The following is a 21,224-nucleotide window of genomic DNA, read 5'->3' as shown; positions in this document are numbered from 1 at the left end:
CGCCTTCAAAATCCAAGAGAACTGGTCCTGTTTTATTTCTGCAGAAGAATTATTTAATAATCTTCCAGAGCTTCGAGCAATAGTCTATGAAATTGAAAATTTTTGTCCCGGCTTTGCCTCTCAAATTAAAAACTCAATTGAATCTGCTATAAGCCTATGTGTGTTTATTAGAAATTCGGAAAAGTTTATTTCTCTTGTTAAGGAAAATGACTTTTTTAAAGATGCTATTTTAAACAACCCTCGTTTTGCCACAAAACTTATTATTAAATACCCCGAATTTGACGAAATTGCTAAAGAAAAAATTCGATTTCTTTTTGAAAGCAAAAAAGAAATTCTTACACGATCTCCTGATCTGGACCCACAAAGCTTGACATTTCGTCAGAGGATGCAGGAAAAACTTTTGACCTTTTCGCGCAATAGAGAAATTATTAGAGCGTTAGAAAGAGGCGGAATTAACACTGAAAGATGGCTTAATTATGAAGAAACTCACTATTTTATTCTTCGGACAGGCAAAGAATTAGTCCCATTGTCTGAAAGAATATCTTTTCCAATTAATCGTCTAGGCCAAACAATTGAAATTTATACCTATCAAATCAAAGGTGTTTTAAAGAATTACCAAAAAGAACTCGTTCAAACAGAAGTTTTACCAAGAGAAGCTGAAGAAATAGAGATAAACATTAAAGAAATGGAAAAGATATTGACTCAAACCACTAGCGAGAAGAAAAGGGAAGGCATTAAAAAAGGAATTGAAAACTTGAAGAACAAACTTTTAAAAATTAAAAAAATCTCTCTTTGGGATAAAATTTTGGGCGAAATTAATAGCTTCACGGTTTTAAAGAAAGACTTAATCGAAACACAAGAAAGTCTGACTAATAAAGAGAAGAAATATCAAGAACTTCTGTCAACCAAGATCTATCAAAGCGCCGAACTGTTAAAAATTAAGTCAGAATTAGCTCAAATTAAAGAAGATTTGATAAAACGATTGTCTCAACTGGAAAGACGCTTGGCATTTTTTCGCAACAATTTCGTGTCTTTACTTTCTCCTCTTGGTCAAGAAAGAGCAGAATCTTTAAAGCAGGAAATAGAGGAAAGGGTGAGTGAACAATTTACTCATTTTGAATCTGATACCCAAACCCTGGTTAATCTTTTTTCTGAAAAAGGAGAAAAAGAAAAAGAAAAGTTAGAAAATAGACCAATGAGCATTTTTGTCTGGCCCAGAAACCCAGATATTGATCTTTACCAAGGAAATTATTCACCTTGTTGTATTCGTATTGAATCAAGCCATATGGGCGAGGAATCTCCAATCGCTGATTATTTAACTGATTTAGGTATTCAGATTGTTAATATTTATGACGAAACAAAAGGGGAACCAATTTTAGCGGCTTGGTGTTGGCTTGGTGCGGACGAGAATGGTGAAACATCTTTAGTTGTTGATAATATTGAAGCCAACACACTTTATTCCTCAAATTATCCAACTGAGCTTTGGCATCAATTGCGGACTTATTTGACAAGATACGCTCAGGCAATTGGTGTAAAAAAACTTGTTTTAGGTAAAGCAAATAATGATTTACCCACTCCTTCTGAGTTGGCTAAATTGCCCGAAGCTGGGACAAAATATTCTAAAATTGGAGGGTATAATGGTCGAGATGATTATTTTCTTGAGGCTGAAGGAAGGTCGGTTAAATTGATCAAAGAAAAAAGAAAAAGAAGAGAGAGGGCGGTATCTAAAAAAATTGAGTTGAGAAACCTTCTACAGAGAAATTTAAATGAAAATGATTTTAAATTGATTGTAGAGTTAGAGCGCCAGGTTTATCAAGAAATTGGTTTAGTACGCGGACAAGAGATGATTAATGATTTAAAAGAGAAAAATGGCTTGAAATACTCTGTCGTCATTTATGGACAAAGATTAGATGAGCAAGAGTCAAAATTACTTGGCTATGCTATTGCTTATGAAGATGAAACTGATGAAGGCGAGTTTTGTGTTTATCTTGACGATATTGCAGTCAGACCTGATTCACGAGGACAAGGCTTGGGTTGGTCTCTTGTTAAGGAAGTAATTAAACGAATTAAAGAAGAAGCTAAAATTAGGAATCAATCAATTTTCTTTGATATGCATCTTCGCGAAGATTCTCAAGATCTTTTTGAAAGACATGAGGAAGATTTAAAGAATTTAGGTGTTTTATTAAAAGAGTCTGTGCTTGTTCCTGACTACTATGATGAAGGTGAAGATGCGTTGTATCAAAAATATGAAGTAATGGTTGATTAAAACAGCATTCTATGTATCTATCAAATCTGCAAAGAAAAATTATTCTTGAATCTTATTTTCGTTCTGGTAAAATTTTATTTGAGGAAATAGTTAAATTTTATAAAGGAAGAGCAGGTAAAAATATTAAAGGTATTATTACTAAGAGTTTAGAAAGATTAATGAAAAAAGAACTGATTTCTGTTGTGGCAAAAAAAACTCCTCATAAATTATTTATTAAAGAAATCAAGCTAACTACCTTCGGTCGACAGTTAGCAAAAAGAATTTTGAATCAAGGGCAAAAACTGCCTTTAAAAATTAAAAATTAAAAATTTTATGGCCATCCCTAAAAAAATTCTTAATTATCTTGAGAAAAATAAAGTTAAATTTGAAAAGATTGTTCACCGCACTGTTTATACTGCTTACGACTTAGCCCAAACACTTCGAGAAAAAATTAATAAGATTGCCAAAACCTTGGTGATTAAAACCGAGAAAGGTTATGCTATTTTAGTTTTGCCGGCTTCAAGATTAGCCGACCTAAAGAAATTAAAAAAAGCACTCAAAGCAAAGAAAGTTGAAATTGCCAAAGAAGGAGTAATGAAAACCTTTTTTAAGATTAAGCCAGGGACTATTACTCCTTTTGCTTCACTTCATAAAAGGGTACCACTTTATCTTGATAAAGCTTTATTGAAGACGAAGGAGATGATTATTAATGCTGGTAGTTATACTGATTCTTTGAGATTAAAGGTAAAAGATTTCCTAAAACTAGAAAAACCTACTCAGGGTAATTTCAGTAAGAAAAAATAGTTTGCTTCGACAACCGAACCGTAGAGGATATAGAAATTCATTGTTTATTATTTTATGTATGAGATTAAATTGGATCAATTTTCCGGACCACTTGATCTTCTTTTAAAATTGATTGAGGAAGAAAAATTAGATATTTCTAAAATTTCTTTAGCTAAAATTACTGATCAATTTATTGACTATTTAGACAAAATCAAAGACGTTGCCTTGCACGAATTAGCGGACTTTCTCTACCTAGCGGCTAAACTTTTATATCTCAAATCGATTATTTTACTACCTCATTTGACTCAAGAAGAGGAGAAAGAAATTTTGAAGTTTGAAGAGCAGCTTAAAATTTATAAAGAGTATCAACAGGCAACAAAAATTATTAAAGACATTCTGGGTCACAAACGATACTCCTTTTCTCGGGAAAAATTTTTCTTAAATGAAAGGCTTTTTATTCCGCCGAAAAAGGTCGGCCTCAAAAAAATTTTCACCTCTTTTCAGTTACTAATTAAAAATCTAGAAAAAGAGCTTTTAATTAGAAAAAAAATAAAAAGAAAAATAATTTCTTTAACTGATAAAATTAAAGAGATTGACGGGATTCTGAAGTTAAAAAGAAAATTTAATTTTAATTTTTTAATGAAAAAAGCAAAATCTAAATTAGAAATTATTATTAGTTTTTTAGCTATCTTAGAATTAGTGAAAAGGCAGATGATAAAAGTTGAACAAAATAAAATTTTTGGCGAAATCAAGATTTATAGAAGATAATAGTTGTTGGGCATGTAGCTCAGTTGGTTAGAGCGTACGGTTCACATCCGTAAGGTCAGAGGTTCGAATCCTCTCATGCCCATTAAATAAGAAATATAAGAAAATAGATGAAAAATTTTTCTAATTTATAATTTTTATGAGTCTTAAATCAAGTCTTGAGGCCATTCTCTTTGTCTCTGATCGACCTCTTTCTAAAAAAGAACTGGCGAAGATAACAAAAAAACCATTAGAGGAAATTGAGGCGGCTATTGATGAATTAATGAAAGAATATCAGTCGGAGGAAAGAGGCATTATTATTCTAAATAAAGAAGACAAGTTTCAACTTGCCACTAATCCTAGTGTTAGCGAACTGGTAAAAAAATTTTTAGATTATGAAATGAAAGAAGAAATTACTCCTGCCGCTCTAGAAACTCTGGCGATTATTGCTTATCGTGGTCCAATTACCAAAGAAGAACTCGATCAAATAAGAGGCGTGAATTGTTCCATTATTTTGAGACATTTAATGGTTAAAGGCTTAATTGATGAATTGAAGGAAAACGAAAAAATACTCTATAATATTAGTTTTGATTTTCTAAAACATCTCGGTTTAAGAAGTCAAAAAGAATTACCTGATTATGAAAAATTTCATCATTTAGAAATTAGAATTTCTGATTTGAATCAATGAGTCCACAAATTCAAACTATTCTTTTATCTACTCTACCAATCAATGAATTACGGGGAACCATTCCTTTTGCCATCTCGGTGCTCCGTCTTTCTCCTTTAGAAGCATTTACTTTTTCTGTCATTGGCAACCTTTTACCAATTTTTTTCCTTTTGTGGTTTTTGCCAAACCTATCTCAATTTTTAATGAAAAATTTTAAAATTTTTCATCAATTCTTCTCCTGGCTTTTTTTAAGAACTAGAAACAGGTTTTACAAAAAATATCAAAAATTCGGCGACCTAGCCTTGGTTGTTTTTGTTGCCATTCCCTTACCTATGACTGGCGCCTGGACTGGTGCCATTGCCAGTTTTCTCTTTGGTATTCCATATCTTAAATCACTTTTTCTAATTTTTGTCGGAATTTTAATTGCTGGCTTAATTGTTACATTTATAAGTACCGGATTTTTTACTTTCATTAAGATAATATAGAATAATTAAGTTGCTTTATATGAAAAATAAAATATTCATTGCTAACTGGAAAATGTCTATTAGTCTAACAGAAACAGAAAATCTAACTAAAGAAATTTTAGCTGCTCTAAAAAAAATAAAAAATCTTGGCAACCTTGAAATAGTTCTCTGTCCATCATTTACTGCTTTACCAAAGGTGGGAGAACTAATAAAAAAAACAGAAATGCCAATTTGTCTTGGTGCCCAGGATGTTTTTTGGGAAGAGAGGGGTGCTTATACTGGCGAAATTTCCGTTTTAATGCTTAAAGAATTAGGTGTTAAGTATATCATTGTTGGTCATTCTGAAAGACGAAATTATCTTAAAGAAGATGACGAAATGATTCACAAAAAAGTAAAAGTTATTTTAAATCATGGTTTAATACCAATTCTTTGCGTTGGCGAGAAGTTTGAAGAGAGACAAATTGGACAGAAAGACTTTGTCATTATTCAACAAGTTTCAGCTGCTTTAGATGGCATTCATTTCGATGAAAAAAATCAAATCGTTATTGCCTATGAACCGGTTTGGGTGATTGGTTCTGGTCAGGCGGTAGAGCCAACCGAAGCCGAATACACGCATCGAGTAATAAAACAAAGATTAATTGATTTTTTACCAATTGATTTTATTGAGAACAATGTCAGAATAATTTACGGCGGAAGTGTTGAACAAAATAATGTCAGTGATTTTCTGGAGCAGGAAAATGTCGATGGTGTGTTAGTCGGTGGCGCCTCTTTGAAAACAGATGAATTCTTGTCGATGATTAAAAAATTTTCGATTAATCATTGAAAATAAAATATGCTTGTTCACCTAAAACAAATTTTAAAAAAAGCAGAAAAAGAAAATTATGCTTTAGGTTGTTTTGCCACTCATAATTTAGAGACTACCTTGGGGGTGGCCTTGGCGGCAAAGGCAAAATCATCACCGATTATTATCGGAGTGAGTGCTCGTTCGATTCGTTACGCCGGCCTTAAACCGATTACTCATCTTGTTAAGACAATAGCTCAAAACGTCGTTCCTTCCATTCCTGTTGTTCTTCATCTTGATCACGGCGAAACATTTCATTCAGCTGTCGAATGTATTCAGTCTGGTTTTTCTTCTATTATGATTGATGCTTCAGAGCTGCCCTTTGACGAAAACGTGGCCTTGACAAAAAAGGTTGTTGAATATGCTCATCGCTACGGCGTTTTGGTTCAAGGAGAAATTGGCAGGGTACCAAAGACTATTTCTGATATCAGGAGATTTCAGTATCATCGAGAAGAATTTTTAACTGACCCTAATGAAGCTTATCAGTTTGTTAAGAAAACAAAAGTTGATACCTTGGCCGTTGGGATTGGTAATGTTCATGGCGTTTGGAAAATGGAGCATCCGATAAAATTGGATTTTCCCCGACTCAAAGAAATTTCTGCAAAAGTAAAAATTCCTCTTGTTCTTCATGGCGCCTCAGGGTTGGAAAAAAGAGAGATTAAAAAAGCCATTTCTTTAGGGATAAGAATTATCAATATTCATACAGAAATAAATATTGCTTTTTCCACAGCATTAAAAGAATTTTTAAAAAAAGAAAAAAAGGAAATTGATCCAAGAAAAATTTTATCTCACTCTATCGAGGCAGTTAAGCGACTTGTTGAGAAGAAAATTGAGATATTTAGTAGCCTCGGCAAAGCCTAGTTTATTAGTTATTGGCCATGAGTTTTTATTTAGTCTTAGTTTATTGGTCCTAGTTTTAAAATAACTAATAACTAGATAACCAGAACCAATAGTTAAAAACTATTCATTAATTACCATGATTGACATTTTTTTAATTTTAATTGCTTCCTTTTCTTTTCTTTTCTGTCTAAAAATTATTTTCAGTAAACTTTTAATTCCAGTTAACATTGAAGAGCAAAAAAATTTAAAAGAGAGACAGAGAAAATTAAAAATTTTTATCTTGGAAAGAAAGATAAAAGAAAAACTAAGAAAAATGACCTTCAAGGAATTTTTTCAGAAAAAAATAGAAAATTTAAGCAAAAAACTTATCGCTTTAGAAAGTAAATATTTAAAAGAAAAAAGTGAAAAAATATTAAAGAAAAGACCTCTCGCATTAGAAGCAGAGGTAAAATCTCTTATTGAACAAGGAGAAAAACTTTTAGCAACGAATAATTATTTAGAAGCAGAAAAAAAATTTCTTGAAGCTGCTTCTCTTAGCCCAGTTGATGTGAGAATTTTTAAAAATTTAGCCGAAATCTATTTTATTCAAAATAAATTTTCTTTGGCGGAAAAAAATTTAAAACATCTTTTAGATTTGACCTGGCAGTCAATAAAGTGGTGGCAAAGGTTTCAAAGAAAGAAGGAGGGCATTCCCAAAGATTTAGTTGTAGAGTTAATTAATCGCCTCATCGATTTAGGAAATTTTTATCAAAAAACAGAAAACGAAAAAAAATCTCTTTTTTATTTTAAAAAAGCTTTAGAGTTTGAACCAAATAATCCAAAAATTCTTGACTTTTTAATAGAAAACTCTATAATTTTAAAGAAAAAAGAGGAAGCAAAAAAATACCTTACTAAACTGAAAGAAGTGAATCCGGAAAATCAAAAGATTAGTGAGTGGGAAGAAAAAATTAAGAATTTGCCCACTTAGCTCAGCTGGCAGAGCAACTCCATGGTAAGGAGTAGGTCCGCGGTTCAAGTCCGCGAGTGGGCTTTAGTAAAAATGGGCGGGTCGCATAGCGGCAATTGCACCAGACTGTAAATCTGGGGTCCTTTTGGACTTCGGAGGTTCGAGTCCTCCCCCGCCCAAATACCAAAAATAAATTTGCCAGTGTAGCTCAACAGGAAGAGCAACTGTTTTGTAAACAGTGGGTTGTCGGTTCGAGTCCGACCGCTGGCTAAGAAATTAATAATTAAATTTTATGGGAAGAATTAAAGAAAATTTAGTTAAATTAGAATGTTCTGATTGTCATCGGATAAATTATTATACAAGAAAAAATAAGAAAAAAATTAAAAATCGTTTAGAGCTAAAAAAATTTTGTTCAAGTTGTCGAAAACATACTTTACACAAAGAAACGAAATAATTATATAAAAACCGGCAATCAACCATGGGGCTATAGTTCAATGGTAGAATAGCGGTCTCCAAAACCGTTGATCTCCGTTCGAATCGGAGTAGCCCCGTTTTTTATTTAGTTTGACCTATTTTTTTAAATTGCTAATATTTAAATGTCTTTTAAATGTCTTTGGTGGATATTTGCGGATATTTTAAGATATTATTAATTAATCTATTCTAATATAAATTCTAAATTTATGGCTATTTTTCCTTTTAAAAAAGAAGAAAGAGAAGATATTTCTGAAAAGTCTGAAAAAAAAGAGGTCATTACCCCACCAGAAAAAGAGACGGAAACAGAAAAAGAGAAAGAAGCGAAAATAGAAGGGGGGGGTGAAATACTAACGACCGCTCCACCGCCAGCCGTTACCCTTCCTACGCCAGTCGAAGAAGTTTTGCTTCCGCCAAAAAGAGAAAAGTCTCCAATTCTTATTGAGATTGAACAAATTCTTTCAGAAAACTTAGACGAAATTTATAATTCTTTAACGGCTGAACAAAAATTAATTTTTAGAAAAAAGGGCGAAGAGACGGCTTCAAAAATAGAAATACTTCTCCGTGAGATTAAAATCAATATAAAAAAAATTATGATCCTTATTCGAGATTGGTTGTTGATGCTCGTCAAAATGATTCCTGGTATTAACAAATTGTTTTTGATTCAGGAAGCAAAAATAAAAACTGACAAAATTCTTCTTTTAGCTGAAAAAAGAAAAAAGTGGGACAATTCATGACCAATTAATGACCAAAGATTTTTTATAAACCAAAGACTATGAGATCGTTGCCAACACTTCAAACAGACCTTCCAGAAATTTCTCAAGCCGCCAACCTGCTCTTATTGGGAAAATTTTTAATTTATTTTGGCATCATTTTACTGTCTCTCATTCTTTTCATCAGTTGCTTAAGAATAATTTTCAGAAAAATTGGTTTTTATCAACAAATTTTTAATAAGGTTGTTTTTTTAATTACTCTACCCAAAGAATCACTCGAAGAAGAAAAAGAAAAAAAAGAAATTAAAGACTATTTGAGCCCGGCTGAAACCTTTTTAGATAATTTAGGTGGTCTCCCAGTCGACAGGTCATTGAAAACCTTTTTCTTTGGCCGACATGACCATTTCTCACTTGAAATTGTCAGAGATAAAGAAGGTCTCATTTCTTTTTATATGGTCGTGCCACGCTATCTTGCTAATTATACTGAGCAACAAATTCATGCTCAATTTCCCAGTGCCCAAATTGAAGAGGTTGAAGATTATAATCTTTTTTCGCCCAAGAGTGTCATTTTAGCTAGTTTTTTAACTTTAAAAAAATCTCACATTTTGCCAATTAAAACCTATCTTAACTTAAATGTTGATCCCTTAAATGCCATCACCAATTCTCTAACTAAAATAGAAGAAGGTGATTCGGCTGCTATTCAAATTATAGCTCGTTCGGCAAAAAAAGAATGGCATCGTTTTCCCGCCAAGGTCGCTCGAGAAATGCAGCAGGGAAAAAATTTAAAACAAGCGATGAGAGCGGCCGGCGCCAATCCATTAGTCAAATTTATGGCTGATTTTACAACTTATGCTTTGCCAAAGGAAAAAAAGAAAGAGAAGGAAATAGAAGAAAAACCAAAACAACTTTCGCCGATGGATCAAGAAATTGTTAAAAGTATTGAAAACAAAAATTCAAAAGCCGGTCTCGATATTAACATTAGAATTATTGTTTCAGCGAAGACAAAAGAACAGGCTCAACGTTATCTAGAAACGATTACTAATTCATTTCATCAGTATACTATTTATGAATATGGTAATGGCTTTCAACCTCATTTTGTCTCGCGACCAGAAACAATTTGTCAGGATTTTATTTATCGAAATATTGACGAAAAAAGGTCTTTTATTTTAAATACTGAAGAATTAACGAGTATTTTCCATTTTCCTTTGCCGACGACTGAGACACCCAACATTCGTTGGCTGATCGCACGAAAGGCCCCAGCGCCAGTTGAAGTGCCAAAAGAAGGAATTATTTTAGGTAAAAATATCTATCGTGGTAAAGAAACTTTGATTAGAATAAAAAGAGATGATCGCCGTCGTCACGTTTATATTATCGGTAAAACTGGTACCGGCAAAACTGTTTTGATTTCTAATATGGTCAAACAAGATATTTGCAATGGCGAAGGTGTTGGAGTAATTGATCCACACGGTGATTTAATTGAAGATATCTTAGGTTCGGTTCCTCGAGAAAGGGTTGAAGATGTCATTCTTTTTGATGCTTCAGATACGGAAAGACCAATCGGTTTAAATATGTTAGAAGCAAAAACCGAAGAACAGAAAGACTTTGCTGTTCAAGAAATGATTGCCATTTTTTATAAACTCTTTCCGCCAGAAATTATTGGTCCAATGTTTGAACATAATATGAGAAACGTAATGTTAACTTTAATGGCCGATCGAGAAAATCCAGGCACAATTGCTGAAATCCCCAGAATGTTTTCTGATCCCGATTATGCTAAAGCCTGGACAGCCAAATTAAAAGATCCGATTGTTCGCGCTTTTTGGGAAAAAGAAATGGCTAGAACGACCGAGTTTCATAAATCAGAAATGTTAGGTTATTTGATTTCTAAGGTTGGTCGCTTTGTCGAGAATGAAATGATGAGAAACATTATTGGCCAAGCTCATTCAGGTATTGATTTTCGCGAAGTGATGGATAAACAAAAAATTTTATTAGTCAATCTTTCAAAAGGAAAAATCGGTGAAGTTAACGCCAATCTTTTAGGTTTAGTTATCGTTTCAAAATTACAAATGGCGGCTATGGCACGAGCTGACTTACCCGAAGCTGAGAGAAAAGATTTTTATTTATATATTGACGAGTTTCAGAACTTTATTACTGATTCCATTGCCACCATTTTATCAGAGGCAAGAAAATACCGATTAAATCTTACTATGGCTCATCAGTATTTAGGACAACTGTTAGTTTCTTCTTCGGTAGTTGGCGGCGGTGGCGGCGAGGCAAGGATTCGCGATGCAGTTTTAGGCACGGTTGGCACGATGATTACTTTTAAAATTGGTATTGAGGATGCGGAAATTTTAGCTAAAGAATATAAACCAGTCTTTAATGAATATGATTTGATTAATGTGGAAAAATTTAATGCCTATGTCAAGCTTTTAGTGAATAATCAACCCACTCGACCTTTTAATATGGTCACCTTACCACCAAAGGTCGGTGATCGAAAAATTGCCGAAGCTATTCGTCAAATTTCTCGTTTGAAATATGGTCGACCAAAGGCTATTGTTGAAAAAGAAATTCTAGAACGCTCTCAACTCGGCGTACCAGCCAGACAGGATATTGGTTTAGAGAAAAATTTATAATCAATGTCAATTAATCATGTTTTTTTATTATGGCTCTCGCTTTATATCGAAAATATCGACCACAAACTTTTTCCGAAGTCATTGGTCAAGAACATGTCAAAAAAACTTTAGAAAATGAAATTAAAATGGGAAAAATTTCTCACGCCTATTTGTTTTATGGGCCACGGGGTATTGGTAAAACGACTCTTGGCCGAATTTTTGCTAAAGCCATCAATTGTCAAAATAGAAAAGAGGGACAAAGTGAGCCTTGTAATCAATGTTTTTCCTGTCAGGAGATTATAGCCGGGAAATCATTAGATTTTATTGAAATCGATGCTGCTTCTAATCGAGGTATTAACGAAATCAAAGAATTAAGAGAAAGCGTTCGTTTTCCTCCAGCTGTTGGTAAATATAAAATTTTTATTATTGATGAGTCCCATCAAATTACACCCGACGCCTTTAATGCTTTACTAAAAACCTTAGAAGAGCCACCGTCCTATGTTGTTTTTATTTTAGTGACGACCGAAATTCATAAAATGCCTTTTACTATTGTCTCGCGATGCCAGAAATTTAATTTTAGCAAAGTGTCTTTGCCAGAAATTCTCGAAAGATTAAAGAAAATCGTTAAACTTGAAGGAGTTAAAGTTGAAGAAAAAGTTTTGAAAAATATCGCTCGTCAATCGCAGGGATTTGTTCGTGATGCCGAAAGTTTATTAGCCCAAGTTCTCTCTTTAGGTGATAAAGAAATCACTTCCGCAGAGGCAGAAATTATTCTACCTCGTTCCGATTTAGAAAAAGTCAGCCAACTCGCTGAATATTTATTTAAAAAAGATCTTCACCGAGCCATTGACTTAATTAATCAATTATTAGAAGAGGGGATTGATTTAAAACAATTTAATTTAGACCTGATTGAATTTTTAAGGAAAATGCTTTTGATAAAAATCGGTTTTAATCCTGAAAAATATTCATTTTCTTTAGATGAGAAGATAGAAGAAAAAATTTTAGTTTTGGCCAAAGAAACGTCGATTAACTATTTAGTTAAAATGATTGAAGAATTAATCAAGGTAAAAGTTTCTTTAGAATACGCCGAGATTCCTCAACTACCTCTTGAATTAGCCACTATTAAGATATGTTCTTTGGGTTCAGCTGGTGTAGTAAACTAATTAAAAGAGTTTTACCGGTTACCAGCTTTAATTTTGGATTTAAATATTTAAATATTGTTTCGGATTTAGGATTTTATGCTGCTTGCGGGGTCGTCTAACGGTAGGACAGCGGGCTCTGGACCCGTTAATCTTGGTTCGAATCCAAGCCCCGCAGCTTAATTAGTATATTTTATATTTTCCATTTTTCACTCCGCCATCTTGCTTTTTCTCCGTTTCCGCCCGAGCGTAGAATTTAAAAATTCGTCAGGAAATTTTGCATCAAAACTTTAGAAGAGGAGGGGTGTCGTCGTTTAATTAGTGAAAATTTAAAGATAATTAAATAGCCAGAGGGTAAAATGATTTCTGTTATCATCCCAACCTATCAACACGGTAATACTATTTTAAATACACTGGAAACTATTTTCTATCAAACTTATCAGAATTTTGAAGTGATTATTGTCAATGATGGTTCAACTGATGATACGAAAAAAAAATTAGAAAAAACAGAAAAAAGGTGGCCAGGAAGAATTAAAATTATTAATCAAGAAAGAAAGGGGGCCAATAGCGCTCGCAATCGCGGTTTCCAAGAAGCAAAAGGCGATTTTTTATTTTTCTGCGATGCCGATGTTGAGTTAAAAAACGATTGTTTAGAGAAAATGGTAAAAATTTTAAAAGAGCATCCAGAAGCAAGTTATGCCTACTCTTCCTTTAAATTTGGCTGGAAAGTTTTTCCCAGTTTTGATTTTGATTCTGAAAGATTAAAAAAAATGCCATATATTTCGATGATGTCTCTAATTCGACGCGAACATTTTCCCGGCTTTGATGAATCTTTAACCAAATTTCAAGATTGGGATTTATGGCTAACGATGTTAGAAAAAGGTTATCGAGGGATAAGAATTCCAGAAATTTTATTTACTGTTAAACCAAGGAAAATTGGTTTAAGCTCCTGGCTGCCTTCTTTTCTTTATCGTCTACCATGGCACATTTTTCCATTTAAAATTTTGAAACCAAAAGCTATTAAAAATTACGAAGAAGGACTCAAGATAATTAAAAAAAAGCACTCTCTTCTATAACAAATATCTTCTGCAATGAATGAGTGGAAGATATGGTCAAAAATTTATTGTGAACGCCGTTGTGTCTATTTTGACAAATTTAGTGTGGTTCTAAAAAGGAATTTTGAGGAAGAATTTTTTTTATTTCGTTTGGTAAGGGTGAAAGAGGATGGAGATTTTTTATTTTGATAAGATAACTTTTTTCAAAAGTTTTTTTTCGGCGAGGAGGAATAGAGTAAGAGAAAATTTTGATATTTTGATTTTTTATTTTAGCAAAATTTTTTTCGAAGTCTTCTGAAACTCTTTTTAATTTTTGCCACCTTTCTTCTTGAAGGGTTAATCTAAAAAACCTTTGAAACGGTGGGTATAAAAACTCTTTTCTTACTTCTAATTCCTGTTGATAAAAATTTTTAAAATCTGATAGACAAGCATTTTCAATGGCCGGGTTATTCTTTGACCAAGTTTGAATGATGAAAGGAATTTTAAAATAATTTATCCAGTTAATTATACCGACTAATTCTTGAAAAACTTTTTCCGAAGAGCGGAAATCGGGCTGGTTGAGTAGAGTATCAGTATTGATTAAACCAACTAGACCAATATTTTCCATCCACTTGCTTTCGAAGTCTCGCCAAAACGGAAGGGTAGTAATAATAATTTCTTTATTGAGTGTCCTATCTTTAGTGCCCATATCTATACTTTTAACTTGTCCAATTGAAGACAAAATTTCTTCAATTTTCTGTATAGCCAAACCCTTCATTTTTATTTCCACGCCCTGACAACCTGGACATTTTAAAGGTAATTCTTCTTCATAGCCACAATGGTGGCAAAGAAGATAGTAAATTTTATTTTTTTTATGGGCGGTCAAAGGTAAATCGCAACGCGGGCATGAAAAAAGATACCCACAATCCTGACAAAAATTAAAAGTAGTAAATCCTTTTCTTTTTAAATAGATAATAACTCGCCGATTATTTTTTATAGTCTTGATGACTCTGTCCTTTAAATCATCGCTCAAGGGTGAAAAATTTCCCTTCCTCATTTCTTCAACCATATCAACTAACTTCATTTTTGTTTTTCTAATATCTCTCAAGTCTAAAGGAAAAAACTTACCCTGGATAAATGTTTGCCAATAAGTTTCAACGCGCGGCGCTGGCGAAGAAAAAATTAACTTTATTTTATTCAATTTCGTTAGTTTCCATGCAATGAGGCGAGTATCATAATAAGGAAATTGTTTAGAACGATGTAAATCATTTTCTTCATCTTCAAGAATAATTAAGCCCAAATTACTTATTGGCGCAAAAATTGCCATTCTTGTACCAATGACTAAATCTACTTCTTGACGGATAATTTTTTGCCAATTTTGCCAAATCTCGGACTTTTTTAGTTGAGAATGTAAAATAGAAATTCTATTCGTTAGTTGACCTAAATACTTTAAAAAAAAATTAATTTGATCAATCTCTGGCAGTAAAATTAAAACTTTCTGCTTTTTAGTTATCGTTTTTTTTATCACCGCATAATAAAAAGCCAGTTTTTTAAATGGCTCATTCCAGAGAAGGTAAAATTTTTTTCTTTTTGAAGTAATAAAGATATTAATTATTCTTTTGAGTTCAGGTAAGAATTTCTTAGAGATTTTTAAACTCTCTCTCTGCAGAATGCAATGATTATGATCAATGGTTGACCTCTTTACTGGCTGAGGAAGAGAGGTTTTAAGAATAGTCGGGAGTGAGGCAAAATAAAAAGAAGAAAGCCATTTGAAAAGTTTTAACTGATCTTTCGTTATTAGACTCTCCTCAAAAACAATTCCCTCAACTGGTTTTAGCTTTTTTTCTTTCGATGTTTTTTTTAGACCAACGACTAAACCATTAATTTTTTTGTTACGAAAATATATTTTTACGATTTGATCAAGTCTAATTTTTTCTTCTAGTTCTTTTGGTACTTGGTAATCAAAAAAAGAAACTTCTCTTTTTTCCTGATGAGAGACGACAAAATATGGTAGCCGAGTGAAGGGAATGATTTTAGCAATCATACTTCAAAAATTCATTGATTTTGACCATCGAAATTTTCACAATCGGAAATTCATGACTAAATAGCCCACACCAAAAGGTGCTTCATAAGAATAAACTTCTGGCTTATAGTTTATTTTTTCTAAAATGCCCAAAAGGATTAAAAAGGATCTTAATCCACATTCGCCAGCCTCTTCAATTAAATTTTTATCCATTTCTAAAATTCCTTTTAAATTTTTATTTTTCAAGAGAGTGATTAACCTCTTATCAAAAATCCCACCCTTTGGTGAATAACCAGCTGGTGCTTCTGGTGTGACTCGGTGAGAAAGATCACCTGAAGCAATGACACCAATTTTCTTTCGCGAGGCAGAAATTTCTTCTTTTAAAATTTTACCCAATTCTAAATGAGTTTCAAAATCTAAAAATGAGTAGCCAATGGGGATAATCTTTGGCTGGTGATTTTTAGTTAAATAATAAAGAGGAACCAGAGAACCATGATCAAGATTTTTTTCACTGACTAAAACAACCGGTAATTTTTCTTCAATTTTTTCTTTGAGATGATGAAGAAATTCTAAATCGGGATTAAAGTTTAAATTAGTAGTAAAATCACCAAATGATTGAAAATTACCAGAGTAATTTTCAGAAAAATTCAGAGAAAAACTATCAGCGTAAATGACTCCGTGAGGCGAGATAACAATAACTGTTTCTGGCTTGACTCGTGAAAAATCTTTTTCTAATTTTTCTAATCCTTTAATTGTTTTTTTAACTGCTGACAGATTTTCTTGCCCAATCGTTGGGATAATAATTGGTGGATGAGGACAAATTGAAGAAAAAACTAGAGACATAAGATTAAATTTTTAATTATTCTACTAGATTCAAAACATTGAGAATTTTGGTCACTGGATACTGGTATTTGTTTGAACTTTGGTGCTTAAGGTTTTCGTTCTATTGTATTCCATCAACCATTTCCACTGGTTCGCCCAAAGGATGTAAATTTAAAATCTCCTCTCGGACAGTGATGACACTTTCCCATTGATAGCCAAATTCAGCAAAAACAGCCGGTGAGGCAATTGGCCTCCTTTTACCCTCGGAAATCAGATAGACAATATCACTGGTGGCTGTTTTGAGTAAACTACCGTCTCTAAATTTTACCGGTTCACCTAAGATGAATTCAGCCAATCTTTCAGGTTTTACCTTAATAATTCGATCATAAGGGAAATTAGCGAGTAGAATTTCTTTAGTAAAAATTGGATACTTAAATTCATCTTTGACAAAATAGACTGCGCCAGAACTCGAATCTTGAAGTAGGACACCTGTTGGATAAGGGGAAAGGACGGGTTTGCCTAATTTATATCTTTTTAATTCTCTATCAGAAATTTTTATCACTTCCTCTGGATTAAAACCAATTTCTCGGAAAATATTGTCAGGGACAAATCTGACTTCGTTATCAACTTTTAAATATCTTTCTCCCTTTTCGTTTTCTAAAAGAGAATAATTAGGAAAATCCATTGGTTCACCAATTTCATACTTCAAAAGCTCTTTCTCTGGAATGATTCTTACGTTTTTCAATGAGAAATTGGCTAAAAAAACATTTTTTGAATAAAATGGCCGACGTTTGCCATTTTGAATCAACCAGATACCTGGTTCATTTTTTAATTTAACTAAAGTATTATTTTCAATTGGCCCCAATTCTTGACCAAACCACTGACGCCAGATTCGCCAGAAAAGTTGATTGCCAAAAACGTGAGGGGTGTAATTGTATAAAGCAGCGGTGGCTAAATTTTGGGGAATAACAAAAAGACCAGAGATTTTGTAAATCTGACCTGGTCGAAAAACAAATTGCCAGGGATGTTCTAAAAAATATCTTAGCCGCCAAGCCGCCCGATCAACCTGACGGGCAAATCCACGAAATAATTCAATCGGTGCCCGACCATCATAACAGGCAAACCCCATTGCCCAGTCATATTGGGTTGGTTTAGAAGCCTTTTTCGTCAGCAGCGTTTGTTCTTTTTGTAAAAGAGTAATTAGAACTTGAGGGTTGATTTTATATCGCTGAGCCGCTTTAAAAATAATTTCACTGGCTGATCTTACTCGACCGTCAATATCTTGAGTATAATAATTAGCCAAGGCCCCATTGAATTTTTTTAAAAAAAGATCAATTTCTTCCAGTGTCATGGCTTTGTGATGCGTCAGTTCTTTATCAGAAATCAGATAATCTGGATTGAAATTTGCTGCTAAAGCAGGCAAATTAATGACAAATGATAAGTGACAAATGACAAAAATAATTAAAACTTTTCGCATATTTAAATATTTATTAAGATTTTAGCAAAAACTTCTCCCCTTGACAAGAAGAAGAGGTGATAGAGTAAGAGCAAGGAGTAAAATAATTAAAATCTCATAGAAAGAGAGGTGAGAAAAAATGAAAGAAAAGAAAATGAAGAAAACGAAAATGAAAGAAAATAAAATCAAATGCCCCTATTGTGGAGGGGCAACTAAAAGATATAAAATTATTACTTCGGGTTACTCCGACCGAAAAGCACGTAATTGGTTTATTTATTTGGTCTGCCCACACTGTTCAAGACTATTCGAGTACAATTCAACGGCCAATTATTAATTATTAAAATGAGCCATCCGGGTAGAACTTCGACGACGCCAAACACAAGCGAAACGGCGCAAACACCGTGAACACCGCTAGCTAAAAGTCCAAAAACCCCTTTGGTTTGTGCGAGACTAAAGGGGTTTTTTAAAATCTGAAAAAAGAATGTTGAATTTTTCAAAGTTATCTCGTTTAAGCAATGAAATTCTACATCTGATACTTTTGATTTTTGAATGATTAAATCTTACTGGTTCAACCGAAAAAAAACTACCAACCAATCGTCTTATAATTCATAACGATCGTTATAAAAAATAAGACGGTTGATTTTGAGGTTGTTAGCCTGGAAATTATTAAACATTATTCGCTTTTTTGAATTGAATTTTTTGTTTGAAATTTGAAATTTATTTAATCACAATTTTATCTTTTTCTACCACTACCTTTACCTTATCTCCATCTTTAATTTTTCCCCTGACAATTTCTAAGGCTAGTTTATCTAAAATTTCTTTTTGAATAACTCTTTTTAATGGTCGGGCGCCGAAAATTGGGTCAAAGCCGCGTTCGGCAATCATCTTTTTTGCTTCTGGACTAACCTCAATTTTGATGTTTTTCTCTTCTAATCTTTTTTTGACTAAATTTAATTGCAAATCAACAATTTTTTCTATTTGCTCTTTGTTTAAAGCATGAAAGATAATAATCTCATCTAACCGATTTAGAAACTCAGGTCGAAATCTCTCTTTAAGAGCCTCTTGAATTTTTTCTTTGACTTTTTCTTCCGTATCTAGTTTTTCTCGATCAGAAACAAAACCAAGAGCACATTTTTTGGCAAAATCTTGAATCGTCTCTGAGCCAAGATTAGAGGTCATAATAATAATGGTATTTTTGAAATTAACGGTTCGGCCTTTGGCATCAGTTAAACGGCCTTCATCAAGGATCTGTAATAAAAGATTGAAAACGTCAGGATGGGCCTTTTCAATTTCATCAAAAAGTAAAACTGAATATGGTCGATGACGAATTTTTTCTGTCAGTTGTCCGCCCTCTTCGTAACCAACGTAACCGGGCGGCGAGCCAATGATTTTTGCTACCTCATGTTTTTCCATATACTCGCTCATATCAAGACGGATTAAAGCATTTTCATCGTTAAATAAGAAATCGGCTAGCGAGCGGGCCAATTCTGTTTTACCGACACCAGAAGGGCCAAGAAACATAAATGAACCAATCGGTCGATTTTCTTCTGCCACGCCAGCTCGTGAACGCCTGATAGCATCAGCTACGGCTTTGACAGCCTCTTCTTGATTAATTAAACGCTTATGAATTTCTGCTTCCATTTTGGCTAATTTTTCTGTTTCTTCTTCCAACATTTTTTCGACTGGCACGCCCGTCCAACGAGCAACAATTTTTGCAATGTCTTCAGTATTAACCTCCTCTTTGAGTAGTCGTTGTTTGGCTTGAATTTTGGCTAATTTCTTTTCTTGATCTTTAATTTCTTTTTCTAAAGTGGGAATTCTACCGTATTTGATTTCCGCTACTTTTTCCAAATTGGCTTCTCTTTCAGCGATTTCTAACTCTTGTTTTAACCGATCGATTTCTCCTTTAGCTTTTTTTATAGCGGTAATAATTTCTTTTTCATATTGCCAGCGCAATTCAAAAGCTTGACTTTTTTCTTTCAATTTCGCTATTTCTTTTTTCAAACTGCTAATTTTTGTTTGGGCTTTTTTATCCTTTTCTAAAGCAACTAATTCTATTTCTAACTGTTTGATTTTCCTTTTTAAGCGATCTAATTCTTCTGGTTCAGATTCAATTTCCAGTCTCAAATAAGAACAAGCTTCATCCATCAAATCAATAGCTTTATCAGGTAAAAATCTTTCTGTGATATAGCGAGCCGAAAGTTTAACAGCAGCAATAATAGCTTCATCAGAAATTTTTACCCCGTGATGAACTTCATATTTTTCCTTAATACCGCGCAAAATAGCAATTGCTTCCTCAATCGTTGGTTCATCAACATAGACTGGTTGAAAGCGTCGCTCTAGGGCTGGATCGCGTTCAATATAACGTTGATATTCTTTGAAAGTCGTAGCGCCAATACAACGAAGCTCACCTTTGGCTAAAGCCGGTTTTAACATATTTGAAGCATCAACGGCACCTTCAGCCGCTCCGGCACCAACTAAAGTATGCAATTCATCAATGAACAAAATATAATTGGCCGCTCTTTTTATTTCTCTTAAAACGGCTTTCAAACGATTTTCAAATTCGCCGCGATATTTAGTGCCAGCAATTAAACCACCCAAGTCTAAGCTAATAATTTCTTTATCTTTTAATGACTCAGGAACCTCACCGGCAACAATTCTTTGGGCTAAACCTTCAGCAATGGCAGTTTTACCGACACCGGCCTCACCAATTAAAACTGGATTATTTTTTGTTCGTCGGGAAAGAACCTGCATTAGACGACGGATTTCTTCGTCGCGACCAATAATCGGATCAATTTTTTTCTGGCGTGCCAGCTCAGTTAGATTTGTCGTATACTTTTCCAAAGCCTGATATTTTGATTCTGGCTCTGGTTCAGTCACTCGTTCTGTACCACGAACCTCAGCTAACGTTTTCAGAATCGAATCATAGTTAGCCCCAAATTCAATCAAAAGGTCTTTAACAATAGAAGGGACAGAGGCTAGGGCTAAAAGCAGATGTTCGGTGCTAACATATTCATCCTTTAGTTGGTTGGCTTCGCGAGTTGCCTGAAAAATTATTTTTTTCAAAATTGGTGAGATGTAAATTTCGGCCACTCCACCAAATCCGATAACTCGCGGCAGTAAGGCAATAGCACTTTCAGTTCTGGCTTTTAATTTTTCAATTGGCAGTCCCATTTTTTTTAAAACAGCCACCACTACACCCTCTTCTTGAGAAAGTAAAGCCAAAAAAAGATGAGGAGAATCAACTTGTTGTTGTTCCTTTTCCATAGCAATGGTATGGGCTTGTTGAATGGCTTCCTGGGCTTTTAAAGTAAAGTTATCCATAAGCACTTTGTCAAAATTAAAGATTAAAGAAAATAAATAAAAGATTTTTCGATTTCTAATTTAATTTTTATTTATTTTATTATATATTATTAGCACTCTTCAG

18 protein-coding genes and 6 tRNA genes are annotated in these 21,224 nt (G+C 33.5%); 20 read left to right on the top strand and 4 right to left on the bottom strand.

Annotated features, from left to right (window positions below):
• The 20 genes from N2259_00455 to N2259_00360 form a co-directional block, all read left to right on the top strand.
• Positions 1-2,266 (top strand): GNAT family N-acetyltransferase (locus N2259_00455; GenBank protein MCX7778708.1); only part of this gene is annotated, 2,266 nt, incomplete at its 5' end.
• A gap of 11 nt (positions 2,267-2,277) precedes the next feature.
• Positions 2,278-2,571, top strand: a complete 294-nt coding sequence (locus N2259_00450) for a hypothetical protein (protein ID MCX7778707.1) — start codon at positions 2,278-2,280, stop codon at positions 2,569-2,571.
• A 7-nt stretch (positions 2,572-2,578) separates the two neighbouring features.
• A complete protein-coding gene (locus N2259_00445) occupies positions 2,579-3,049 on the top strand; it encodes a YbaK/EbsC family protein (protein MCX7778706.1) in 471 nt (156 codons plus the stop codon).
• A gap of 54 nt (positions 3,050-3,103) precedes the next feature.
• A complete protein-coding gene (locus tag N2259_00440) occupies positions 3,104-3,796 on the top strand; it encodes a segregation/condensation protein A (protein ID MCX7778705.1) in 693 nt (230 codons plus the stop codon).
• Positions 3,797-3,804: 8 nt separating this feature from the next.
• Positions 3,805-3,878 (top strand) — tRNA-Val (locus N2259_00435).
• 54 nt (positions 3,879-3,932) lie between these two features.
• A complete protein-coding gene (gene scpB, locus N2259_00430) occupies positions 3,933-4,460 on the top strand; it encodes an SMC-Scp complex subunit ScpB (protein ID MCX7778704.1) in 528 nt (175 codons plus the stop codon).
• On the top strand, positions 4,457-4,924 hold the full coding sequence (locus tag N2259_00425; protein MCX7778703.1) for a small multi-drug export protein: 468 nt from the start codon (positions 4,457-4,459) through the stop codon (positions 4,922-4,924). The genes scpB and N2259_00425 overlap by 4 nt, the downstream gene beginning before the upstream one ends.
• 19 nt (positions 4,925-4,943) lie before the next feature.
• Positions 4,944-5,726, top strand: coding sequence for a triose-phosphate isomerase (gene tpiA, locus N2259_00420; GenBank protein MCX7778702.1), 783 nt, complete (start codon positions 4,944-4,946; stop codon positions 5,724-5,726).
• 9 nt (positions 5,727-5,735) lie between these two features.
• The gene (locus tag N2259_00415; GenBank protein MCX7778701.1) at positions 5,736-6,605 is read left to right on the top strand and encodes a class II fructose-bisphosphate aldolase; all 870 of its coding nucleotides are present in this window, start codon (positions 5,736-5,738) and stop codon (positions 6,603-6,605) included.
• A 115-nt stretch (positions 6,606-6,720) separates the two neighbouring features.
• Positions 6,721-7,551, top strand: a complete 831-nt coding sequence (locus tag N2259_00410; protein ID MCX7778700.1) for a hypothetical protein — start codon at positions 6,721-6,723, stop codon at positions 7,549-7,551.
• A tRNA-Thr gene (locus N2259_00405) sits at positions 7,542-7,614 on the top strand. The genes N2259_00410 and N2259_00405 overlap by 10 nt, the downstream gene beginning before the upstream one ends.
• A gap of 11 nt (positions 7,615-7,625) precedes the next feature.
• A tRNA-Tyr gene (locus N2259_00400) sits at positions 7,626-7,709 on the top strand.
• An 18-nt stretch (positions 7,710-7,727) separates the two neighbouring features.
• Positions 7,728-7,800 (top strand) — tRNA-Thr (locus N2259_00395).
• Between the two features lie 22 nt (positions 7,801-7,822).
• The gene (rpmG, locus tag N2259_00390) at positions 7,823-7,984 is read left to right on the top strand and encodes a 50S ribosomal protein L33 (GenBank protein ID MCX7778699.1); all 162 of its coding nucleotides are present in this window, start codon (positions 7,823-7,825) and stop codon (positions 7,982-7,984) included.
• 26 nt (positions 7,985-8,010) lie between these two features.
• Positions 8,011-8,081 (top strand) — tRNA-Trp (locus tag N2259_00385).
• A gap of 129 nt (positions 8,082-8,210) precedes the next feature.
• Complete coding sequence (locus N2259_00380) at positions 8,211-8,738, top strand: hypothetical protein (protein MCX7778698.1); 528 nt, start codon at positions 8,211-8,213, stop codon at positions 8,736-8,738.
• A 38-nt stretch (positions 8,739-8,776) separates the two neighbouring features.
• Positions 8,777-11,344, top strand: coding sequence for a type IV secretion system DNA-binding domain-containing protein (locus N2259_00375; protein ID MCX7778697.1), 2,568 nt, complete (start codon positions 8,777-8,779; stop codon positions 11,342-11,344).
• Positions 11,345-11,373: 29 nt separating this feature from the next.
• A complete protein-coding gene (dnaX, locus tag N2259_00370) occupies positions 11,374-12,486 on the top strand; it encodes a DNA polymerase III subunit gamma/tau (GenBank protein MCX7778696.1) in 1,113 nt (370 codons plus the stop codon).
• Positions 12,487-12,569: 83 nt separating this feature from the next.
• Positions 12,570-12,640: transfer RNA gene (locus tag N2259_00365), tRNA-Gln, on the top strand.
• A gap of 181 nt (positions 12,641-12,821) precedes the next feature.
• Positions 12,822-13,538, top strand: a complete 717-nt coding sequence (locus N2259_00360; GenBank protein ID MCX7778695.1) for a glycosyltransferase family 2 protein — start codon at positions 12,822-12,824, stop codon at positions 13,536-13,538.
• 79 nt (positions 13,539-13,617) lie between these two features.
• On the opposite strand, the gene priA is transcribed toward N2259_00360, so the two are convergent.
• From priA to clpB, 4 genes are all read right to left on the bottom strand, one after another.
• On the bottom strand, positions 13,618-15,540 hold the full coding sequence (priA, locus tag N2259_00355; protein MCX7778694.1) for a primosomal protein N': 1,923 nt from the start codon (positions 15,538-15,540) through the stop codon (positions 13,618-13,620).
• Between the two features lie 36 nt (positions 15,541-15,576).
• Positions 15,577-16,362: an MEMO1 family protein gene (locus N2259_00350; protein MCX7778693.1), complete on the bottom strand. Its 786-nt coding sequence runs from the start codon at positions 16,360-16,362 to the stop codon at positions 15,577-15,579.
• Positions 16,363-16,462: 100 nt separating this feature from the next.
• On the bottom strand, positions 16,463-17,818 hold the full coding sequence (locus N2259_00345) for a hypothetical protein (protein MCX7778692.1): 1,356 nt from the start codon (positions 17,816-17,818) through the stop codon (positions 16,463-16,465).
• A gap of 696 nt (positions 17,819-18,514) precedes the next feature.
• The gene (gene clpB / locus N2259_00340) at positions 18,515-21,121 is read right to left on the bottom strand and encodes an ATP-dependent chaperone ClpB (protein ID MCX7778691.1); all 2,607 of its coding nucleotides are present in this window, start codon (positions 21,119-21,121) and stop codon (positions 18,515-18,517) included.
• Between the last annotated feature and the right edge of the window lie 103 nt (positions 21,122-21,224).

The sequence above is a fragment of the Patescibacteria group bacterium genome, from assembly GCA_026417895.1.
Classification (GTDB): domain Bacteria; phylum Patescibacteriota; class Patescibacteriia; order UBA2591; family CALHIP01; genus CALHIP01.
Note: the sequence above shows the minus strand (reverse complement) of the source record. Positions and strands in the feature narration are given on the sequence as shown.